The 18747-nt window shown below is 63.4% G+C and carries 21 protein-coding genes; 18 read left to right on the top strand and 3 right to left on the bottom strand.

The features are described 5' to 3' along the window. Nucleotides 1-82 precede the first annotated feature (82 nt). Complete coding sequence (locus B384_RS19225) at nucleotides 83-448, top strand: hypothetical protein (protein WP_019484000.1); 366 nt, start codon at nucleotides 83-85, stop codon at nucleotides 446-448. On the opposite strand, the gene B384_RS0115435 is transcribed toward B384_RS19225, so the two are convergent. Then, on the bottom strand, nucleotides 445-1545 hold the full coding sequence (locus B384_RS0115435) for a diacylglycerol/lipid kinase family protein (RefSeq protein WP_024477149.1): 1101 nt from the start codon (nucleotides 1543-1545) through the stop codon (nucleotides 445-447). The two genes, B384_RS19225 and B384_RS0115435, sit on opposite strands and share 4 nt — an antisense overlap. A 72-nt stretch (nucleotides 1546-1617) precedes the next feature. On the opposite strand from B384_RS0115435, the gene serS reads away from it, so the two are divergent. Both serS and B384_RS0115425 read left to right on the top strand, forming a co-directional pair. Beyond that, nucleotides 1618-2904, top strand: coding sequence for a serine--tRNA ligase (serS, locus tag B384_RS0115430; RefSeq protein WP_019483998.1), 1287 nt, complete (start codon nucleotides 1618-1620; stop codon nucleotides 2902-2904). A 43-nt stretch (nucleotides 2905-2947) separates the two neighbouring features. Continuing rightward, entirely contained in the window at nucleotides 2948-3778 is an 831-nt protein-coding gene (locus B384_RS0115425; protein ID WP_019483997.1) for an HAD family hydrolase, read from the top strand. Between the two features lie 14 nt (nucleotides 3779-3792). On the opposite strand, the gene B384_RS0115420 is transcribed toward B384_RS0115425, so the two are convergent. Together B384_RS0115420 and B384_RS0115415 are read right to left on the bottom strand one after the other, a co-directional pair. Next, complete coding sequence (locus B384_RS0115420) at nucleotides 3793-4440, bottom strand: hypothetical protein (protein WP_019483996.1); 648 nt, start codon at nucleotides 4438-4440, stop codon at nucleotides 3793-3795. Nucleotides 4441-4509: 69 nt separating this feature from the next. Continuing rightward, nucleotides 4510-5076: an inorganic diphosphatase gene (locus tag B384_RS0115415; RefSeq protein WP_019483995.1), complete on the bottom strand. Its 567-nt coding sequence runs from the start codon at nucleotides 5074-5076 to the stop codon at nucleotides 4510-4512. Between the two features lie 142 nt (nucleotides 5077-5218). Between B384_RS0115415 and B384_RS21330 the strand changes: the two genes are divergently transcribed. The 15 genes from B384_RS21330 to panC all read left to right on the top strand — a co-directional run bounded on the left by B384_RS21330 (nucleotide 5219) and on the right by panC (nucleotide 18621). After that, nucleotides 5219-6241: a D-alanyl-D-alanine carboxypeptidase gene (locus B384_RS21330; protein ID WP_050995020.1), complete on the top strand. Its 1023-nt coding sequence runs from the start codon at nucleotides 5219-5221 to the stop codon at nucleotides 6239-6241. After that, nucleotides 6123-6656 carry a D-alanyl-D-alanine carboxypeptidase gene (locus tag B384_RS21325; protein WP_192813105.1) on the top strand — a complete coding sequence of 178 codons (534 nt, stop codon included), beginning with the start codon at nucleotides 6123-6125 and terminating at the stop codon, nucleotides 6654-6656. The genes B384_RS21330 and B384_RS21325 overlap by 119 nt, the downstream gene beginning before the upstream one ends. Nucleotides 6657-6697: 41 nt before the next feature. Beyond that, the gene (locus B384_RS0115405; RefSeq protein WP_019483994.1) at nucleotides 6698-7846 is read left to right on the top strand and encodes a zinc-dependent metalloprotease; all 1149 of its coding nucleotides are present in this window, start codon (nucleotides 6698-6700) and stop codon (nucleotides 7844-7846) included. Nucleotides 7847-7889: 43 nt separating this feature from the next. After that, nucleotides 7890-8882: a tRNA lysidine(34) synthetase TilS gene (gene tilS / locus B384_RS0115400; RefSeq protein ID WP_024477153.1), complete on the top strand. Its 993-nt coding sequence runs from the start codon at nucleotides 7890-7892 to the stop codon at nucleotides 8880-8882. Nucleotides 8883-8923: 41 nt separating this feature from the next. Next, on the top strand, nucleotides 8924-9475 hold the full coding sequence (hpt, locus tag B384_RS0115395; RefSeq protein WP_019483992.1) for a hypoxanthine phosphoribosyltransferase: 552 nt from the start codon (nucleotides 8924-8926) through the stop codon (nucleotides 9473-9475). A 192-nt stretch (nucleotides 9476-9667) separates the two neighbouring features. Further along, on the top strand, nucleotides 9668-11740 hold the full coding sequence (gene ftsH / locus B384_RS0115390) for an ATP-dependent zinc metalloprotease FtsH (protein WP_019483991.1): 2073 nt from the start codon (nucleotides 9668-9670) through the stop codon (nucleotides 11738-11740). A gap of 36 nt (nucleotides 11741-11776) precedes the next feature. Continuing rightward, nucleotides 11777-12394, top strand: a complete 618-nt coding sequence (gene folE, locus B384_RS0115385; protein ID WP_019483990.1) for a GTP cyclohydrolase I FolE — start codon at nucleotides 11777-11779, stop codon at nucleotides 12392-12394. Nucleotides 12395-12408: 14 nt separating this feature from the next. Beyond that, complete coding sequence (gene folP, locus B384_RS0115380; protein ID WP_019483989.1) at nucleotides 12409-13314, top strand: dihydropteroate synthase; 906 nt, start codon at nucleotides 12409-12411, stop codon at nucleotides 13312-13314. 8 nt (nucleotides 13315-13322) lie between these two features. Next, nucleotides 13323-13712, top strand: coding sequence for a dihydroneopterin aldolase (gene folB / locus B384_RS0115375; RefSeq protein ID WP_026041228.1), 390 nt, complete (start codon nucleotides 13323-13325; stop codon nucleotides 13710-13712). Then, complete coding sequence (gene folK / locus B384_RS0115370) at nucleotides 13709-14224, top strand: 2-amino-4-hydroxy-6-hydroxymethyldihydropteridine diphosphokinase (RefSeq protein ID WP_019483987.1); 516 nt, start codon at nucleotides 13709-13711, stop codon at nucleotides 14222-14224. Before folB ends, folK begins: the two co-directional genes overlap by 4 nt. Then, nucleotides 14212-14709: a DUF3180 domain-containing protein gene (locus B384_RS0115365; protein ID WP_019483986.1), complete on the top strand. Its 498-nt coding sequence runs from the start codon at nucleotides 14212-14214 to the stop codon at nucleotides 14707-14709. The genes folK and B384_RS0115365 overlap by 13 nt, the downstream gene beginning before the upstream one ends. Further along, the gene (locus tag B384_RS0115360; RefSeq protein WP_019483985.1) at nucleotides 14702-15217 is read left to right on the top strand and encodes a PH domain-containing protein; all 516 of its coding nucleotides are present in this window, start codon (nucleotides 14702-14704) and stop codon (nucleotides 15215-15217) included. Before B384_RS0115365 ends, B384_RS0115360 begins: the two co-directional genes overlap by 8 nt. Beyond that, nucleotides 15214-16809: a PH domain-containing protein gene (locus B384_RS0115355; protein ID WP_019483984.1), complete on the top strand. Its 1596-nt coding sequence runs from the start codon at nucleotides 15214-15216 to the stop codon at nucleotides 16807-16809. The genes B384_RS0115360 and B384_RS0115355 overlap by 4 nt, the downstream gene beginning before the upstream one ends. Then, complete coding sequence (locus B384_RS0115350) at nucleotides 16796-17707, top strand: Rossmann-like and DUF2520 domain-containing protein (protein ID WP_019483983.1); 912 nt, start codon at nucleotides 16796-16798, stop codon at nucleotides 17705-17707. Before B384_RS0115355 ends, B384_RS0115350 begins: the two co-directional genes overlap by 14 nt. Then, nucleotides 17704-18621, top strand: a complete 918-nt coding sequence (panC, locus tag B384_RS0115345; RefSeq protein ID WP_237715336.1) for a pantoate--beta-alanine ligase — start codon at nucleotides 17704-17706, stop codon at nucleotides 18619-18621. Before B384_RS0115350 ends, panC begins: the two co-directional genes overlap by 4 nt. Nucleotides 18622-18747: the final 126 nt, after the last annotated feature.

Genomic DNA, 18747 nt, shown 5'->3' with positions numbered 1-18747 from the left:
ATCCTTCCCAGTTGAACCCGTTCATCAGTAGGCTTCACTCAAGGCGCCGGGGTCGGCGCAACCGTTCAACGAAAGGCGCACCATGAGCGAGCAAGCTAACGACGGACGCGACGTCAACCCAAACGAGGGCGGCGGAGCCACCTCTGACGAAAACTACCGCGGGGACGCCGGAGACCAGGCCAATGATCTGCGCTTCTCCGAGGAGCAGCAGCTCATCAACAGCCAGGCGAAAGGGGAGTTCCCGGACTCGAATAGCGAGAACCTTGAGCCAATCCCCGGCGGTGGCTACACCGGCGGTCAGAAAGAAAAAGAGACCGAAGGCGGCTACACCGGCGACCAGGACCCCGAGAAAGAGGGCGAGTACACGGACGTCGAGGAAGATCCAGCGGACGGTACCGGGCCTCAGGGAGAATACACGGATTCCGACACTGACCGCGGCACCCGCTAACTCCTAGTCCTTCGCGCCATTGATCTGGTGCGTTGCAGGTCAGGGAACGATGGGACCCTGACAAGCAACGCGCCAGGATCAATGCTGACGTCAAGTGAGGTGACGGCTCCGGAGAGGTCGCCGTCAAGCTGGGTCTCTGTAGGATCCGCTACCGTCACGGTGACCCGTCGTGCCTGATAATAGTTAATCACCGGGATGACGCTATGGGGGCGGAAGACAATCTTGGTCCCCAACCAGATCCACCCCACTATGCTGCGCGGGCTCATCACCACAACATCCAGATAACCGTCATCGAGGGTCGAGTTCGGGATCAGTTCGATGCCGCCCGGCAGCCGCCCGCAATTGGCGAAAAGCACGCTGTGCACCTTCCGGCTCTGAGCGGGCTGACCGTCGAGGCTAATGCTCACCCGCTGGCGCCTCCCCGGGAGGCTGCGGAACCCGGCCTCACTGTATGCCAGCCAACCCAACCGTTTTTTCAGGACGTCGCTGGTCGCCGCAACGACCACTGCATCAAGTCCAACGCCACCCATCACCAGGAAGACGTGCTCGGCACGGAACCCGGTCTGCTCGTTGTGTAACTCGATACGGCCCATATCAATTCGCCGCCCGTCGCCGTGAAGTGCAGCGCGCACGCTGGCTTTCAGGTCCGACACGGGAATCCCCAGATTGCGGGCCAGCAGGTTCCCGGTCCCCAAGGGCAGCAGCCCCAGCGCCGCATCCTGATGCGCCAGTGCCCGGGCAACGGCACGAACCGTCCCATCACCACCAGCGGCGATGACGACGTCGGCCCCCTCCCGCAGCGCCCGGCTCGCCTGCTCAAAACCCGGCTCGGAGACCGTGGTCTCAAAGACCAGGGGCGGGTCCCACCCGGCGTCAACGCATGCCGTTTCCACCTGGCCGCGCGCAAGATCGGCGTTGAGTTTTCCGGGGTGGATGATTAGGGCCACCCGCTGGCGGCCCGTCGGGGCCGGGAGGCGAGGCAGCGCCGTCGGAGCTGGATGCTGCCGGGAATGCAACCGGCGGACCCCCAGCCAGCTCATTGCGGAGGCGGCAGCGGCAAGGGCCAGGACAAAGAGGAGAATCAGGCGAATCGGCATGATGCACCTCAGCGTATCGCCATGAAGTGTCTGCCGGGGATAATCGTCCTGCGCCATTGATAGTCTTGGCTCGTGATCGATGTTAATGAACTCCGCGAAAACCCTGAGAAATTCCGCACCTCGCAGCGAGCCCGCCGCGCCGACGTTGCGCTGGTGGATGCGATCATTTCGGCTGATTCCCGCCGTCGTGAGGTGGTAACCAGCGCCGAATCCCTCCGGGCAGACCAGAACGCTTTCGGAAAGCGGGTCGCCCAGGCCAAAGGTGACGAAAAGCAGGCGCTGCTCGCAGAGGTAAAGGAGCTTGCCGCCTCAGTCAAGGCGGCGGCAGTCGAGGCTGAAGCGGCCAGGCAGGATCAGGACTCACTCCTTCGCCGGTTGCCGAACGCCATCCAGGACGGCGTCCCGGCCGGCGGCGAGGACGATTTCGAGGTCATCAAGACAGTCGGCACTCCACGGGATTTCAGCGCTGAAGGCTTCACCCCCAGGGACCACCTGGAAATCGGTGAGCTGATCGGTGCAATCGACATGGAGCGGGGGGCGAAGGTCTCGGGGTCCCGCTTTTACTTCCTCAAGGGTGTTGGTGCCCGGCTGGAGCTTGCGCTGCTGAACATGGCCATGGACCAGGCTATTCAGGCTGGTTTCACCCCCATGATCACCCCCACGCTGGTTCGCCCGGAAATCATGCAGGGTACTGGGTTCGACGTCGCCCACGACGCCGAAATCTACCGCCTGGCGGAGGATGACCTCTACCTAGTGGGCACTTCCGAAGTAGCAATGGCGGGCTATCATTCCGACGAGATCCTCGACCTTTCCGGCGGGCCGGTCCGTTATGCCGGCTGGTCCTCCTGCTATCGCCGGGAAGCTGGCTCACACGGCAAGGACACCCGTGGAATCATCAGGGTCCACCAGTTCAACAAGGTCGAAATGTTCGCTTACACCACCGAGGAAGAGTCCTACGCGGAGCACGCCCGCATGCTCGCGTGGGAAGAGGAAATGCTCGCCAAGGTGGAACTGCCCTACCGGGTGATCGATACTGCCGCCGGGGATTTGGGCATGTCCGCCGCCCGCAAGTTCGACTGCGAAGCCTGGGTTCCCACCCAGGAGGCTTACCGCGAGCTGACATCCACCTCTAACTGCACCACCTTCCAGGCCCGCCGCCTCAACATTCGGGAGCGGCAACCGGAGGGACAGAAGGGCACCCGGGCAGTTGCAACACTCAACGGCACGCTCGCCACCACCCGCTGGATCGTCGCTATCCTCGAGCACCACCAGAATGCCGATGGGTCAGTGACGGTTCCGCAGGCGCTCCGTCCCTACCTGGGCGGGCTGGAAGTGCTCCCGGTCCTCGGAGCATCCTGAGCCGACCTACCCCGGGGAGCAGCGAGTCTGGTTCACTGGAGTAATGAAAGAATTCTCCACTGCAGGCATCGAGGACCGGCAGACCGAACGCAAACTCATCGCCCTCGACGTCGACGGTACCCTCGTGGACCACGAGGGAATTATGTCCGAAGAGGTCCGTGATGCCGCGCGGGCGGTTGTCGACGCTGGGCATCAGGTCATCATCGCCACGGGACGCTCACTGGGAGCGGCGCTGCCCATCATCAAACAGATCGGCATCACCAGCGGGTACAGCGTGTGCTCCAACGGAGGAGTGACACTACGCGTCGATCCGACACTGGCCCACGGATTCGAAATTATTGATCGGGTCACCTTCGATCCCAGGCCAGCACTCGTCGCGCTGAGGGAGAAGTTGCCCACCGCCAAATATGCGCTTGAGGATGACGAGGGAAATTTCCTTGCCACCGAACGGTTTCAGGATGCCAGCTTCGGCGCCGAGACCCATACGGTGGACTTCGACGAAATGCTTGACGCGGCCGCGGTGCGGGTGGTGGTGTTCAGCACGGACAGCACTGCCGAACAGTTCGGGGAGGCGGTCGAGGCGATTGGCCTGCACGGTGTCACCTACTCGGTGGGGTGGACGGCCTGGCTGGATATTGCCGCGGCTGGTGTCACCAAGGCGAGTGCTCTTGAACTGCTTCGCCGACGTCTTGGTATCGACCCGTCCGGCACTGTTGCCATCGGTGATGGTCGGAACGACATCGAGATGCTCGAGTGGGCGGCCAGGGGTGTGGCGATGGGACAGTCACCCGATGAAGTGCTCGCGGCAGCAACCGAAGTGACGGCCAGCGTGTACGACGACGGTGCCGCGAAGGTCCTCCGCACCCTCGTCTAGCGTGCGGCACCCAGTCAGTAGACGCTACCCGATTCGTAGGGCAGCGTCGCTGGTGGTAGCGCCGCCGGACCGGCCGCAAGGTCGAGGAGCCTGGCGGCCGCCGGACGGGTTGCCCATTCCTCCACCCAGTGCGACCTGACCACCGCCTTGCTGACCGCCTGGGTGGTGATGCCCAGTTCCGCGGCGATCAGCTTTTGCTGACCCCGGGCGCCCGGGGTCAGCAGATCCAGCACATTCCACTCGGCCTCGGTCCGGGTGAACACAATTTGCCCCAACAGCCGAAGCACCGCTTCAGCCTCCGCCGCTACCTGCGAGTCAGGTCCCTCCACGGCCAATGGAATGCGTTCGCCGGTCTTCTGCGCCCGGGTGACCGCCCGTCGCGCGTACACCAGGCCGTAGCCCTGGGCTTCGAGAATGTTTTCAGGGATGGGCGAGTGAACTCCACCCACGCCAATCCCAACATGCCATCTCCGGTGACGCAGGGCCGTAAGCGCGACGTCGATCGCAGTGGCGGCGTTATCGACGACACCTTGCAGTTCATCGCCCGTTGACCGCTGGAATGGCACCACGGTTTCGACATGACGCAACCCGCGCAGTAGATCATTGACCAGGTCACCCACCTCACGGGAGTCACGCTGGTTGATCGTTAAGACGTAGAGCATGGCTTCAGTATGCCTGAAGCCATGCTCTTAACCGGTGTAATCAACCGGAAAACGTTGTTTTTGAACCTGCTAGCGGCCCTGCGGCGTGGTGGTGGCGTTCTCGACATCGGCGTCGACGTCGCGGCCCTGTGGCTCGTCCTCTTCCCGCTGTTCCCCGAGGTCCTGGAACCGCTTCAGTGAGGCCTCAACCTCAGCCTCCGCGGCTTCCCGATCCGCCCAATCGGCTGCCTCCACCCATTTGCCTGGTTCTAGGTCCTTGTACCGCTCGAAGAAGTGCTTGATCTCATCGAGCAGGAACGGTGACACGTCCGAGAGATCCTGGATGTGCTTGAAGCGCGGGTCGGTGGGCACGCAGAGCACCTTGGCGTCACCGCCGCCGTCGTCGGTCATGTTGAAGACGCCGATCGGACGCGACTCGACCAACACACCCGGGAGGAGGTCGAAGTCCTGGAGCATGACCATCGCATCCAGCGGGTCACCGTCCTCACCGAGCGTGTTTTCGAAGTAGCCGTAGTGGGTGGGGTACTGCATTGAGGTGAAGAGGACACGGTCCAGGCGTAGCCGGTGCGTCTCATGGTCGATTTCATACTTGACGCGTGATCCTTTGGGGATCTCGATGGTGACGTCGAGGTTCATGGCACTCTCCTGTGGAATCCTGTGGGGCAGCGCGGCGGTGTGCCTCAAAGGCTGCCGCGTCGGTCTAATCTTAAACATATAGGGTGAGGGCGCATCTCGTGGGTTCGAACCAGTGTGACAGCCAATCGATTGGGGGACCTGGATGCTCCGCGGCGCACGCGTGATCACCGCAGCCCTCCTTGTTGCCGTGTTCGCGGTTCTGGCAGTGCCCCTGGGGTTTGCCGCTGTTCCATCGGTGGTGCGCGCCCTCGAAGAGCCGGCAGCCACGCCGCAGCCCAGCACCCCTGAGCTCCAGATACCGCCGTCGGAGCTGACTCCGCCTGCACACGTAGCGGCACTCGACCCTGAAGCGCCGCTCCCAGATCCCGGGCTCCTGACGGCAGCCCTCGAAGCCGAGCTCATGCTCGACGGCCCTGGGAACCTGTCGGGGGTGGTGGTGGACGCCATCTCCGGCGATGTCCTTTTCGACCAGGATGGGGATGCTCACCAGCTACCGGCATCCAATCAGAAGCTGCTCACCGCCGCCGCCGCGATGACCAAGCTTTCAGCCGAGCGGCGGTTCGAAACAACAGTGGTTGCCGGTGCGAGAAGCAGCGAGCTGGTGCTGGTTGCTGGGGGTGACGTGCTGCTGTCCGCCGGGGAGTCGGATCCGGACGCGGTGGTGGGCCATGCCGGCCTGCAAACCCTTGCCAATGAAACCCTCGACGCGGTGGACCCGGCTGACGGACCGTTCACCATCCTGCTCGATGACACGATGTTCGTGGGACCCACACTCAACGCAGGATGGTTGCCGGGAGACATTGCGGCAGGAGAGATAAGTCCCATTTACCCGTTGGCGATCAATTCGTCATGGGTGGAAGAGGGCGTCTCCCGGGGGCCCCGCTCAGCCGACGCGGCATTCGACGCCGCAACGGCCTTCAGCGCGGCGTTTGCCGCCGCTGGCAGCGAAGCCGGTGTGGAGGTGGCGGCGGAAGTCATTCGGGCCTCAGCGCCTGCCGACGCCGTCGAGCTGGCAGCGGTCGCATCGGCAACCGTGGAACAACAGGTTGAGCATATGCTTCTCACCAGCGACAACTATCTCGCCGAGACACTCGCCCGGCTGGCGGCGGGNGGGAGCCGCTGGCCAGCCGGCATCGTTTGGTGGCGCCACCGATACCATCGATAGCGTCCTGGGCCAGTTGGGAGTGCCCGGGGAGGGGCTGGTAGTCGGCGACGCTGCTGGGCTCTCGCCGCGCAACGACGTGTCGCCAGCTCAGCTCGCCGCAGTGGTGCGGGCCTTGGCAATCTCCGAAGATCCTGCGCTCGTCGCGGCCCTGGGGGGCATGCCGATTGCTGGACTATCCGGCACCCTGCAGGATAGGTATGAGCTGCAGGGTCCTGCCGCTAACGGCGCCGGTCTGGTGAGAGCAAAAACGGGAACACTCAACGCGGTGACCGCGCTCAGCGGGTACGTGGTCACTGTTGACGGACGGCTTCTGGTGTTCTCGTTTATTGCCGGAGAATTGGACGGAAACACTGTCGCGGCGCGTACCGCAATCGACCGGACGGCAGCGGCCATCGCGGGTTGCGGTTGCCGATAGCTGCGCCAATCTTCACAGGCTAGTGTGGTCGAATGGACCACATGGAGAGCAACTTTTCGTCCACTGTCCGCCACAAGGCACCGCCTCAACTCATCAACTGGGAGCTGGCTGCCGCTAGCGCGGCCAAACTCACGTCCGCTGGGCCGCAGGTCAGTCCACGGGAGATTGCCGAGGTTGTCGCTGAACTCCGCGCCGCTGCTGACGCATCGATCGGCTACGTCCACCAGATCACCGGGCTCGACGCCGCCAAGGACCTGCGGGACTCCGATCTGTTGATCGTGGATCGGGCGTCCTGGGCGAAGGCAAACACCCAGAGCTTCCAGGCGCTGATGGCGCCAGCGCTGGAGCATCTTTCACGCACCAAAAAGGAGCAGCTCACCACCGCCAGTGCCGCGCTCGGCGGAACCCTCACCGGTGCCCAGTTCGGTGCAATCCTGGCCTTCCTCTCCTCAAAGGTGCTTGGACAATACGACCCCTTCGGGCCGGCGAAAAACGGATCAGGCGGGCGCCTGATGCTCGTAGCCCCCAATATCCTCGCGGTGGAGCGTGAGCTGAACGTAGAGCCTGCCGACTTCCGGTTGTGGGTATGCCTTCACGAGCAAACCCACCGGGTCCAGTTCGCCGCCGCACCCTGGTTGAAGGACCACATGCTGGCGCACATTTCCGAGCTGACCGAGGGGCTGCTGGATAAGGCGGATGGACTCTCCGACCGACTGGCCAAGGCGGCAAAGGGTCTCACCAGCGGCGGTGCTCCCACCGACAGTGACAGCAAGGACAGCGACCCCAAAGACAGCGACAACGGAATCCTCTCCCTGCTCCAGGATCCGCAGGACAAGGCTCGCATGTCACACCTCACCGCCGTCATGAGCCTCCTCGAAGGGCACGCGAACGTGGTGATGGACGCCGTTGACTCAAGCATCGTCCCGAGCGTCAAAACCATTCGCCGCCGCTTCAACGCGCGGGGAAAGTCACGCGGACCGGTGGAGAAATTCCTGCGGCGGGTCCTTGGGCTCGATGCCAAGATGCGGCAGTACAGCGACGGTGCGAGGTTTGTGCGCCGGGTCGTGGACCGGGTGGGCATGGAGGGATTCAACAGCGTCTGGACCAGTGCAGAGCACCTTCCGACTGAGGAAGAAATCCATGCCCCTGACAAGTGGATCGCCCGGATGGGGTTGCGCAACGGTGGTTAGGCGACCCCGGCTCAGCCCGGTGGTGGCCAACGCCCGCAACCTGCTGCAACACGCCCTTGAATCGGGGGGAACCCCGGTGGGGTCTCTCATCCTGGTGGCCTGCAGCGGAGGACCCGACTCTTTGGCACTGGCATCCGTCGCAGCACACTCAGCCCGCTCCGGACGGTACCGGGTAGGAGCGGTGGTAGTGGATCACGGCCTCCATCCAGACAGTGCAGCGGTCTCCGCGCAGACGGCAACCAAGCTCACAGAGCTGGGGCTGGAACCGGTGAGTGTACGGGCAGTCACTGTCGACCAGACAGGCATGGGACCGGAAGCGGCGGCGCGTACGGCCCGGTTCGGGGTTCTGGACGCGGCTGCAGCCGAACTGGGTGCTTCAGCGGTGCTCCTTGGCCACACACTTGATGACCAGGCGGAGCAGGTGCTGCTGGGGTTGGCGCGCGGATCCGGCACCAGGTCCCTCGCCGGCATGCCGGCCCAGCGCGGCCGCTACCTTCGGCCCTTTCTGGGACTGCGTCGTGAGGAGACGGTCGAAATTTGCCGTTTCGAGGGCCTTGAACCTTGGCATGATCCGTCAAACTCTGATCCCAGCTTCGCTCGTTCCCGGGTCCGAACCCAGGTACTGCCCTACCTGGAAGACCAGCTCGGCCCAGGGGTGGCCCGGGCACTGTATCGCACCTCACGCATTCTGGCGCAGGACGCCGACTATCTGGATCGGGTCAGCCTGGAAAAGTATGAGCAACTGCACGTGCTCGACGGCAACGACATCCTGCTCCCCGAAGACGCACTCCGCGCGCTGCCGCCATCCCTCCGGCAGCGCGTCCTGGCCCTCACTGCCGTCCGGCTCGGCGGGGAACAGCCGAGTTTTGAAAGGATCCGTGCGACAGAGACGTTGCTGGAGCGCCGTGGCTCTGCCGGCCCGGTGCAACTTGGCGGATTCATCAGCGTGCACCGTCAGGTGCGCGGGAAATCCGTTCCCCAAGGGGACCCAAGCTATGGCAGTCTTGTCTTTAGAAACAACCGCGCACTTTCCTAAGCCCTTCGGTGCCGCCCTATCCAAACCCTCAGGAGCAATTGGTGGATTCACAGGACGTCCATGACGACCTCAAGCATGTTCTCTACACAAAAGAGGAAATCCAGCAGCGCGTAGCCGAGCTGGCGGCCCAGATAGACGCCGACTACGCCGGCCGGGACATCCTGATCGTCGGTGTACTGAAGGGCGCAGTAATGGTGATGGCTGATCTGGCGCGTGCACTGCATTCCCACGTCACCATGGACTGGATGGCGGTATCGTCATACGGCTCTGGCACCCAGTCTTCGGGGGTGGTGCGTATCCTCAAAGACCTGGAAACCGATCTGATGGGAAAGCACGTCCTTATCGTGGAGGACATCATTGACTCGGGTCTGACCCTTTCCTGGCTGAAGTCCAACCTGCAGTCCCGCGGACCGGCCTCCGTTGAGATCTGCACCCTCCTGCGGAAACCAGACGCCGCGAAGGTCAGCATCGACGTGAAGTACGTCGGCTACAACATTCCCAACGAGTTTGTGGTCGGCTACGGCCTGGACTTCGCAGAAAAGTACCGCAACCTTGACTTCATCGGTACCCTCGCCCCGCACGTCTACGAGTAGACCGGGTCACCAGCGGGGCGGGCACACTCGAAATCTGTCCGCCCATAGGGAACTTATGCGCAATTTGGTGCGTGGTTGTGTGAAGACGGTGTAAAGCTTGGGTAGCAGCTTTCGCTGCGCGCGGACCGCGTTGCCGTAAGCGATATTTGGTTTGTTAAGCAGGAGGGACAGGGTCTCGCAGCCCTGAGACGAATGAAATTTAAGAACCTTTTCAAGGGGCCCATCTTTTGGATTGTGCTCGCCGTGGTGGCGCTGCTGATCATTTTGCCCAACCTGTTCAGTACCAGCAGTTCGCGGGTTGACACCAATGTTGGGCTGGACCTGCTTAACGACAACCAGGTGGAGCAGGCCAAGATTTACGACGGCGACCAGCGGGTTGATCTCACGCTGCGTGACGACTACGAGGATATGGGCCGCAGCGTCCAGTTCTTCTTCAGCACCGCCCGTGCGGAGGACGTGGTTGCAGCGATCAACACCTCCGACGTCGACGGTTTCACTGATCAGCCAGCCGAAAGCAACTGGTTCACCAGCCTGCTCGGTCTACTCCTGCCCCTCCTGATCATCGGCGCCATTTTCTGGTTCCTGCTCTCCCGGATGCAGGGCGGCGGATCCAAGGTGATGCAGTTCGGCAAGTCCAAGGCGAAGCTCGTCACCAAGGACATGCCGCAGGTCACCTTCAACGACGTCGCCGGCGCTGACGAGGCGGTCGAGGAACTCCACGAAATCAAGGAATTCCTGCAGGAACCGGCCAAGTTCCAGGCCCTCGGTGCCAAAATTCCCAAGGGTGTACTGCTCTACGGTCCCCCGGGGACCGGCAAGACCCTGCTGGCCCGAGCGGTAGCCGGCGAGGCGGGGGTTCCGTTCTATTCCATCTCCGGCTCCGACTTCGTGGAAATGTTCGTCGGCGTGGGCGCTTCACGGGTCCGTGACCTGTTCGAGCAGGCCAAAGCGAACGCGCCCGCGATTATTTTCGTTGACGAGATCGACGCCGTCGGACGCCACCGTGGCGCCGGCGTCGGCGGCGGCAACGACGAGCGCGAGCAGACCCTGAACCAGCTACTGGTTGAAATGGACGGCTTCGATGCAACATCGAACGTCATCCTCATCGCTGCCACCAACCGGCCCGACGTCCTGGATCCTGCGCTCCTTCGGCCCGGACGCTTCGACCGGCAGATTGGGGTTGAAGCACCCGACATGCTGGGCCGGGAACACATCCTCACGGTGCATTCCAAGGGCAAGCCGATGGCTCCGGGGGTGGACCTCCGTTCGGTAGCCAAGAAGACCCCAGGTTTTACCGGCGCTGATCTGGCCAACGTCCTTAACGAGGCGGCCCTCCTGACCGCACGTTCAAATGCCCAACTGATCGACGACCGGGCACTTGACGAGTCGATTGACCGGGTGATCGCCGGACCGCAGAAGCGCAGCCGGGTCATGAAGGAACTGGAACGCAAGATCACCGCCTACCACGAGGGTGGGCACGCCCTGGTAGCGGCCGCCCTGCGCAACACCGACCCGGTCACTAAGGTCACCATCCTCCCGCGTGGCCGCGCCCTGGGCTACACGATGGTGCTGCCCAGCGACGACAAGTACTCGATCACCCGCAATGAGCTGCTGGACCAGTTGGCCTACGCCATGGGCGGCCGGGTAGCGGAGGAGATCGTCTTCCACGACCCATCGACTGGTGCATCCAACGACATCGAGAAGGCAACTGCCACGGCCCGCAAAATGGTCACCCAGTACGGGATGAGCGAGCGGATCGGTTCGGTCAAGCTCGGGCAGGGTGGAGGTGAGCCGTTCCTCGGACGGGACATGGGTCACGAGCGCAATTACTCTGATCACATCGCGTACATCGTCGACGAAGAGATCCGCAGGCTGATCGACAACGCCCATGACGAGGCGTACGAAATTCTGACCGAGAACCGGGATGTGCTGGACCGTGTCGCGCTGGAGTTGCTGGAGCGGGAGACACTGAACCAGGCGGAAATCGCGGAGGTGTTCACCGAAATCCGCAAGCGTGACCTGCGCGACGTCTGGTTGTCCAAGGATTCCCGTCCGGTACACGCCCTGCCTCCGGTGGTCTCAAAGAAGGAGCGCGAGGAAGCCAGCGAGGCCGGCGAACCTGCGCCCGAGACCGTTGCACCCCAGGATCAGATTGCTGACGCGCAAATCGTTGGCGACTTTGATGTTCACGGCAACGATCTGCCTGAGCCCGAGTCCGGCGAAGGCTCACCCGGCAAAGGTGGCGCAGAGAGTTCCCAGCCCTAAACGGTGGGATTGCAGGTACCGCGTAGGATTGGTTCAGTGACCGAATTCGACGACGAGGTGTTCTCGGCGGCCCTTGAAGCGGCCGGTTCCCCAGTAGACCAGCCCAGAATCCAACGTGCAGTGCGGGAAATCCTTGCTGCCATTGGAGAGGACCCCGACCGGGACGGGCTGGTGGAAACCCCCAAACGGGTTGCAAAGGCCTACGCCGAGTTCTTCGCGGGGCTCCATCAGGACCCAGCGGAAATCCTCTCCACCACCTTCGAAATTGATCATGAAGAGCTGGTCCTGGTCAAGGACATCCCGTTCTACTCCACCTGCGAGCATCACCTGGTTCCTTTCCACGGGTCAGCCCACATCGGGTACATCCCCTCGGCGGAGGGGCGTGTCACCGGGCTAAGTAAGCTGGCCCGGCTGGTGGAAGTGTTCGCGCGCCGCCCCCAGGTGCAGGAGCGGCTCACCACCCAGATTGTTGAGGCGCTCATGACGCACCTGCAGCCAAAGGGTGCCATTGTGGTTATCGAGTGCGAACACATGTGCATGTCAATGCGTGGAGTTCGCAAACCTGGAGCGAAAACTGTCACTTCAGCCGTCCGCGGCCAGGTGCGCGACCCCGCCACCCGTGCCGAAGCCATGAGCCTGATACTCGGAAGATAGGACACCACATACCGATGGATTCACTCGCTGCGGCGCCGGGAACCGGACCCGCCACATCACCAATTCCTGTCCTGAGGGTCTCCAGAGTGGCGAAGACCCTGGCAGACCTACCCACCGACCGTTCACTCGTGATGGGTGTACTGAACATCACCCCTGATTCCTTCAGCGACGGCGGGCGCTTCACCAGCGCCGATGAGGCTATCGCGGAAGGCCTCAGGATGCATTACGCCGGCGCGGACATCATCGATGTGGGGGGCGAATCCACCCGCCCCAACGCTGACCTGGTCAGTCCGGACGAGGAACAGAAACGGATCCTGCCGGTGGTTAAGGCCCTGGTGAAGGCCGGTGCCCTCGTCAGCGTGGACACCATGCACGCCTCGACGGCAGGGACAGCGCTCGACGCCGGCGCTGCGTTGGTGAACGACGTTTCCGGCCTGGACTACGACCCCGAGATGCCCGCCCTGATTGCTGAGCGGAAGGTGCCCTACGTTCTGCTGCACCGCCGCGGCACGGCCGCGACGATGGGCTCACTCGCCGAGTACGAAAATGTCGTCGACGAGGTGATCGCCGAAATGAGCCAGGTTCGGGACGCTTTCGTCGCAGCCGGTGTGGAGCCACACCAGATCATCCTTGACCCAGGCCTCGGGTTTGCCAAGGATGAGGCCCACAACTGGACAATCCTGCGCGCCATTGACCGGTTCAACGCGCTGGGCCATCGGGTCCTGATCGGTGCTTCACGTAAGCGGTTCCTGGGGACGCTCCTCACCTCGGCGGGCAAAGCAGCCGCACCGCAGGAGCGCGACTCGGCAACCGTTGCGGTGTCGGCGCTGGCCGCGGCCGCAGGCGCCTGGGGTGTACGCGTGCATGAGGTCGGGCCCAACCTGGACGCCGTCAAGGTTTCCGCCGCGTGGACCGGCTAGGTCCCGACATGACACCGGTCCAGCAGGACACCATCACGATCACCGGAATAACCGCAGTAGGTTTCCACGGCGTTTTCGAGTCCGAGCGCAGGGACGGTCAGCCATTCGTCGTCGACGTCGTCCTGCATCTCGATCTCCGCGAGGCGGGCGCCACCGACGACCTCACCACCACCGCACATTACGGTGACGTCGCTGAGCAGGTTGCCGCGGTCATCACCGGCGACCCCCTGAACCTCATCGAAGCGCTAGCCGAACGGATAGCGTCGCGGCTTCTCGCGTCGTTCCCGGCCGAGACGGTTCAGGTAACGGTTCACAAACCACGGGCGCCGATTCCGGTGCCGTTTGGGGACGTCGCTGTTTCGCTAGTGCGCACCCGGATCGGCCAGGAAGCCTCGTGACCGAACGGGTGCGCTCGGTGCTGGCGTTGGGGAGCAACCTTGGCGACAGTCACAGCACCCTGTCCCTCGCCGTCGCCGACCTGGTGGACAGCGCCCGGGTGCGGTTGCGTGAGGTTTCACCGGTGGTACGGTCGATCCCGGTCGGGGGTCCGGCGGATCAGCCGGAGTACCTGAACATGGTGATCGAAGTCGAAACCGATCTGGGACCCTACGAGTTCCTGACCCACTGTCAGTCGGTAGAGGAAAAGCATCACCGGACCAGGGACGTCAGGTGGGGACCGAGGACTCTCGACATCGACATCATCACCTTCGGCGACTTCAGGTCAGACGACGAGCGACTGACCATCCCGCATCCCAGGGCAGCCGAGCGGGCATTTGTCCTGCAACCCTGGGCCTGGATGGACTCTACTGCGCTGCTTGACGGGCGCCTGGTAACCGAGCTGGTCAATGACACCGCGGACCGCACAGGAATCCGACCGTATGAGGGGGCCGACACTCAGTGGGTACCCTAAAGGTCGGCTGGCTGGCAGCATTCGGAGTGGTTGCCGGTATTGGTGGCTGGATGATGAACTGGTGGGCGGGCCGGAACGGTTTTCCGGTTCCGACACTGCACTTGAGTTCGCTGCTGACGGTGGCGGCCATCCTGACCGTAACGCTCATCTTCGGGATCCGGGTCCAGCGCTGGCGGAACGGGCGCCGCGACCGGCCGCTCAACCCCATCCTCGCCGCCCGCACCGTGGTGTTGGCCCAGGCGACAGCGTACGCTGGCGCATTGAACGCCGGCTGGCACCTGGGCATTCTGGTGGATCAGCTTTCGCTCGTCGCCGTGCGCGGTGTGACAGCCTCAGTCTGGGGCACGGTCGCATTGGTGGCCAGCGGCATGGTGATGATCGTTGTGGGGCTGATGGTGCAGGGATTCTGCCGGCTGCCGCCCGACGACGGTGCCACCGGCGTTGACGGGGAAAGTGGTCGCAATGACGAGGGGGAGTATGCGTAAGGAACCTATTGATCCGGCCGGTCTGGAGTGGACACGGGTATCACCGAAGTATCTGAGGGTGCGCCTGCTCGGCTGGGTGATCGGCACGATCATCAACGTCGCCATCTTCAGCATTCCCCTGATCCTGCGTCTCACCGACATCTGGTGGGGCTTCCCACCCATGTGGGTAGCCTGGGCCCTGCCGATCGGGGCGCTGGTTCTTTCCGTTTGGCGAGGAATTCTGCTGCCACGGCAGGTCAGGGCTATCGGCTACGCGGAGCGGCACGAAGACCTGTTGATCCGTACCGGGGTCTTCTACCAACGGACCATGGTGGTGCCCTACGGGCGGATGCAGTACGTGGACGTCGCTGTCGGCCCAATCGAACGGGCCTTCGGATTATGCACCCTGAAGATGCACACCGCTTCCCCCGGCACCAACGCTTCCATCCCGGGGCTGCCAGCAGACGAAGGCGCACGGCTGCGCGAGCAACTCTCTGCCCGTGGTGAGGCGAAGCTGGCCGGACTGTGACAACCCACGACCAGACACCCCATGAGGACCCGGTCGTTCCGGATGAGTCACTGCTGGCGACCTCCGACAATCAATGGCGCCGGGTGCACGTAATTTCCCCACTGGTGCGGGGCTGGATTGCGTTGATCGCAATCGCCTTTTTTGCGGGCCAAGACCTGTTTGAGAGCCTCCTCAGCGGTGATGGTATTCCCAACCTGTCCGACGGCGGGGCGCGGCTGCCGTGGACCATCGCCGCCATTGCCGGGATCGTGGTGCTCGTCGCGATTGGCTTCCTTCTGTCGTGGTACTTCACGCGCTATCAGGTGACGGCCGAGCATGTGAAGGTCAACTCGGGGATAGTGTTTCGGCAGAACCGGCAGGCACGGCTTGACCGGGTACAGGCCATCGACGTGGTGCAACCCTTCCTGGCGCGGGTCTTTGGCCTGGCGGAACTAAAATTCGAAGTGGCTGACGCAGGCGAGTCCGCTGTCAAGCTCGCATTCCTCAAACTCAGCGATGCGCAACGCTTGCGCGCCACCATCCTGGCCCGGGCAGCGGGGGTCAGCATTGACCCCGATAACCCCGACGATATTCAGGAGGCACCCGAGCGCGAGGTGTTGGCTCTGAAACCCGGGCGGGTGATCGCAGCCGCGCTTCTCTCAGGAACCACCATCTTCCTCATCATCGGTGTGGCAGTGGTGGTTGTCCTGGCGGTGATCCTTGAGCAGGCGGCGCCGCTCGCGGTGATAATACCGTTGGGCCTAGGTGTTGCCGGAGGCTACTGGAGCAGCATCAAGAACGGGTTCAACTTCCGGGCCGCTATTTCCCCGGACGGCATCCGGGTCCGCTACGGGCTGCTGGATACCCGGACACAGACCGTCCCACCCGGGCGAATCCAGGCGGTCGGAATTACCCAGCCCCCGCTCTGGCGGGCCAAGGGCTGGTACCGGATGACAGTCAACGTAGCCGGATACGGCATTTCAGCATCGGGAGACGCCCAGGCGCGGGCAACGCTCCTGCCCGTAGGCACCCGGCAGGACGTCCTACAGATCCTGGCCCTGGTCCTCCCAGACCCCGGCACTGACGAACCCCTCGACGTTTTTACCGCCGGAATGGAGGGGAGAGACAGCCGGGCCGGGTTCCTCTCGACCCCGCGGCGTGCACGGTGGATTGGGCCGCTGGAATGGCGCCGCAACGGCTTCGCGGTCACCAGGACGGCTCTCCTGATCCGGTCGGGATTCTTCTGGCGGAACCTTGCCGTGGTCCCGCACGAACGGACCCAATCGCTGGCACTTCACCAGGGGCCGGTGTACCGGCGATTCCGGGTCGTCGACCTATTGCTTCATACCACTCCGGGGCCGGTCAGCCCACGGATCCAGCAGGTCGATGAGGACACCGCCTGGCGGCTCTTTCACGAACAGGGCATCCGCGCCGCTGAGGCGCGTCGCCGCAGTCTGCCGGAGCAGTGGATGAGGCCGGTGGAGGTTGCAGACGCCACGCTGATGCCACCGCCGCCAACCTATGACGGAGCGACACGACCGGACGACGAACCTGAGGAGCTAGAAGAAATGTCGGTGGATGAGGAAGGAACCCCTCGAGATGGCGAGCGGTAGCGGGGCACGGCGCCCGGGCCGACTCGGGGTCGGAGTCATTGGCGCCGGCAAGGTAGGAGCGGTGCTCGGTGCAGCACTGCGCGCCGCCGACCACGCAATTATCGGGGTGTCGGCTGTTTCTGAGGCGAGTCGGGAACGTGCGGAAATGCTCCTGCCCGGCGTGCCGGTGCTGGAGATTCCGGAGATCATCGAGCGGTCCGAGCTGGTCCTGATCGCGGTTCCCGATGATGCGCTTCCGGAACTCGTCGAGGGTCTGGCCGTGCTCGGGGCATGGCAGCCCGGGCAACTCGTTGCCCACACCTCCGGGCGGTTCGGTATTTCGGTGCTGGACCCAGCCCGCAAGCTAGGAGCCATTCCGCTGGCGTTGCACCCTGCGATGACCTTTACCGGCATGAGCCTTGACCTCGCTCGCCTGCCCGACTGCAGCTTCGGGATTACCGCGCCAACAGCCGTGCTTCCGGTCGCCCAGGCACTGGTAGTCGAAATGGGTGCGGAACCGGTGGCGATTGAAGAAGCTCACCGGCCGCTGTACCACGCGGCACTGGCTCACGCGTCGAACCATCTTGTGACGATCACCGCTCAGTCGACCCAACTGCTCTCTGACATTGGCGTTGAGCAACCCCACCGAATGCTCGGACCACTGATGCGGGCTTCACTTGAAAACGCTCTATCAGCAGGCGAGGGAGCGCTTACCGGGCCAGTGGCACGCGGCGACATAGGGACCGTCGAGGCGCACATGGCGGCTTTGAAAGACCAACCCTCCGAGGACATCCGCGCCGCCTACCGTTCACTGGCGGTTGCCACCGCCCGACGGGCCGTCGAACGGGGACTTCTCAGCCACGCACAGGGTGCGGCAATCGCCCATGCCCTCGCACTCGATACGTCGGGCACCTCGTGAATGGTTCGAACCGCCCGACGGTGGTCAGGACCCCGGCCGAACTAGCTGAGACCACCGCCGACCTCCTGGACCGACGCCCGGGAACACCCCGCGGTGAGCGGCGTCCCACCCTCGGCTTTGTCCCCACCATGGGTGCCCTCCACGACGGGCACGCGGCGCTGGTGAGGGCGGCACGCAAAAACAACGACGTAGTGGTCGCCTCAATCTTCGTCAATCCGCTGCAATTCGGTGAACGAACCGATCTGCAACGCTACCCGCGGCAACTGGATCAGGATTTGGAACTGTTGGCCAGCTGCGGGGCAGAGGTGGTCTTTGCCCCATCGGAGACGGTGATGTATCCGGACGGCCCACCGCTTGTTTCCCTCAACTCCGGTGCCCTCGGTGAAAAGTTTGAAGGGGCCGCCCGGCCAGGGCATTTCGACGGAATGCTCACGGTGGTAGCGAAACTGCTGCACCTTACGGCGCCAACAGTTGACGCCGGGTTCAAGTGCTATTTTGGCCAGAAGGATGCGCAGCAGCTTGCCCTGATCCGCCGGATGGTTCGGGACCTGGACTTCCCCGCCGAAATTGTCACGGTACCAACGGTCAGGACCGCTGATGGGCTGGCGCTCTCCAGCCGCAACCGTTTCCTGACGTCGGCCGAAGAAGAAGCAGCGTTGGTGCTGTCACGTGCGCTACGTCTCCTGGAGGGTCGGGCGGAACGGAATGAGCCGCTGGACCTGGACTCCGCAGTGGCATTGGTCACTAGCCAGCCGCTGGTGGAACTGGACTATTTTGAGGTTGTCCACCCCTCGACGCTCGAACCGTTGGCTTTCAACTGCCGCCAGACACCCTTCACCGGAGAGGCATTGGCGCTGATCGCGGCGAAGGTTGGAACGGTCAGACTAATTGATAACGCTCCGCTGGGGTCCTGACCGAACCACGATCTTGATCGGCTGCAAATCCGGGTGGCGAAAAGCAGCCGGTAAACTTATATCTCGTGACCCCAGATAATTCCAGCACCGCCAAAGAATCAGTCCTCGCCGATGTCGTGGGCAACG

Source organism: Arthrobacter sp. TB 23 (assembly GCF_000294595.1).
In the GTDB taxonomy this organism is placed as follows: Bacteria; Actinomycetota; Actinomycetes; order Actinomycetales; family Micrococcaceae; genus Arthrobacter_D.
The sequence above is the reverse complement of the archived record's forward strand: the minus strand, read 5'-3'. Positions and strand labels throughout refer to the sequence as shown.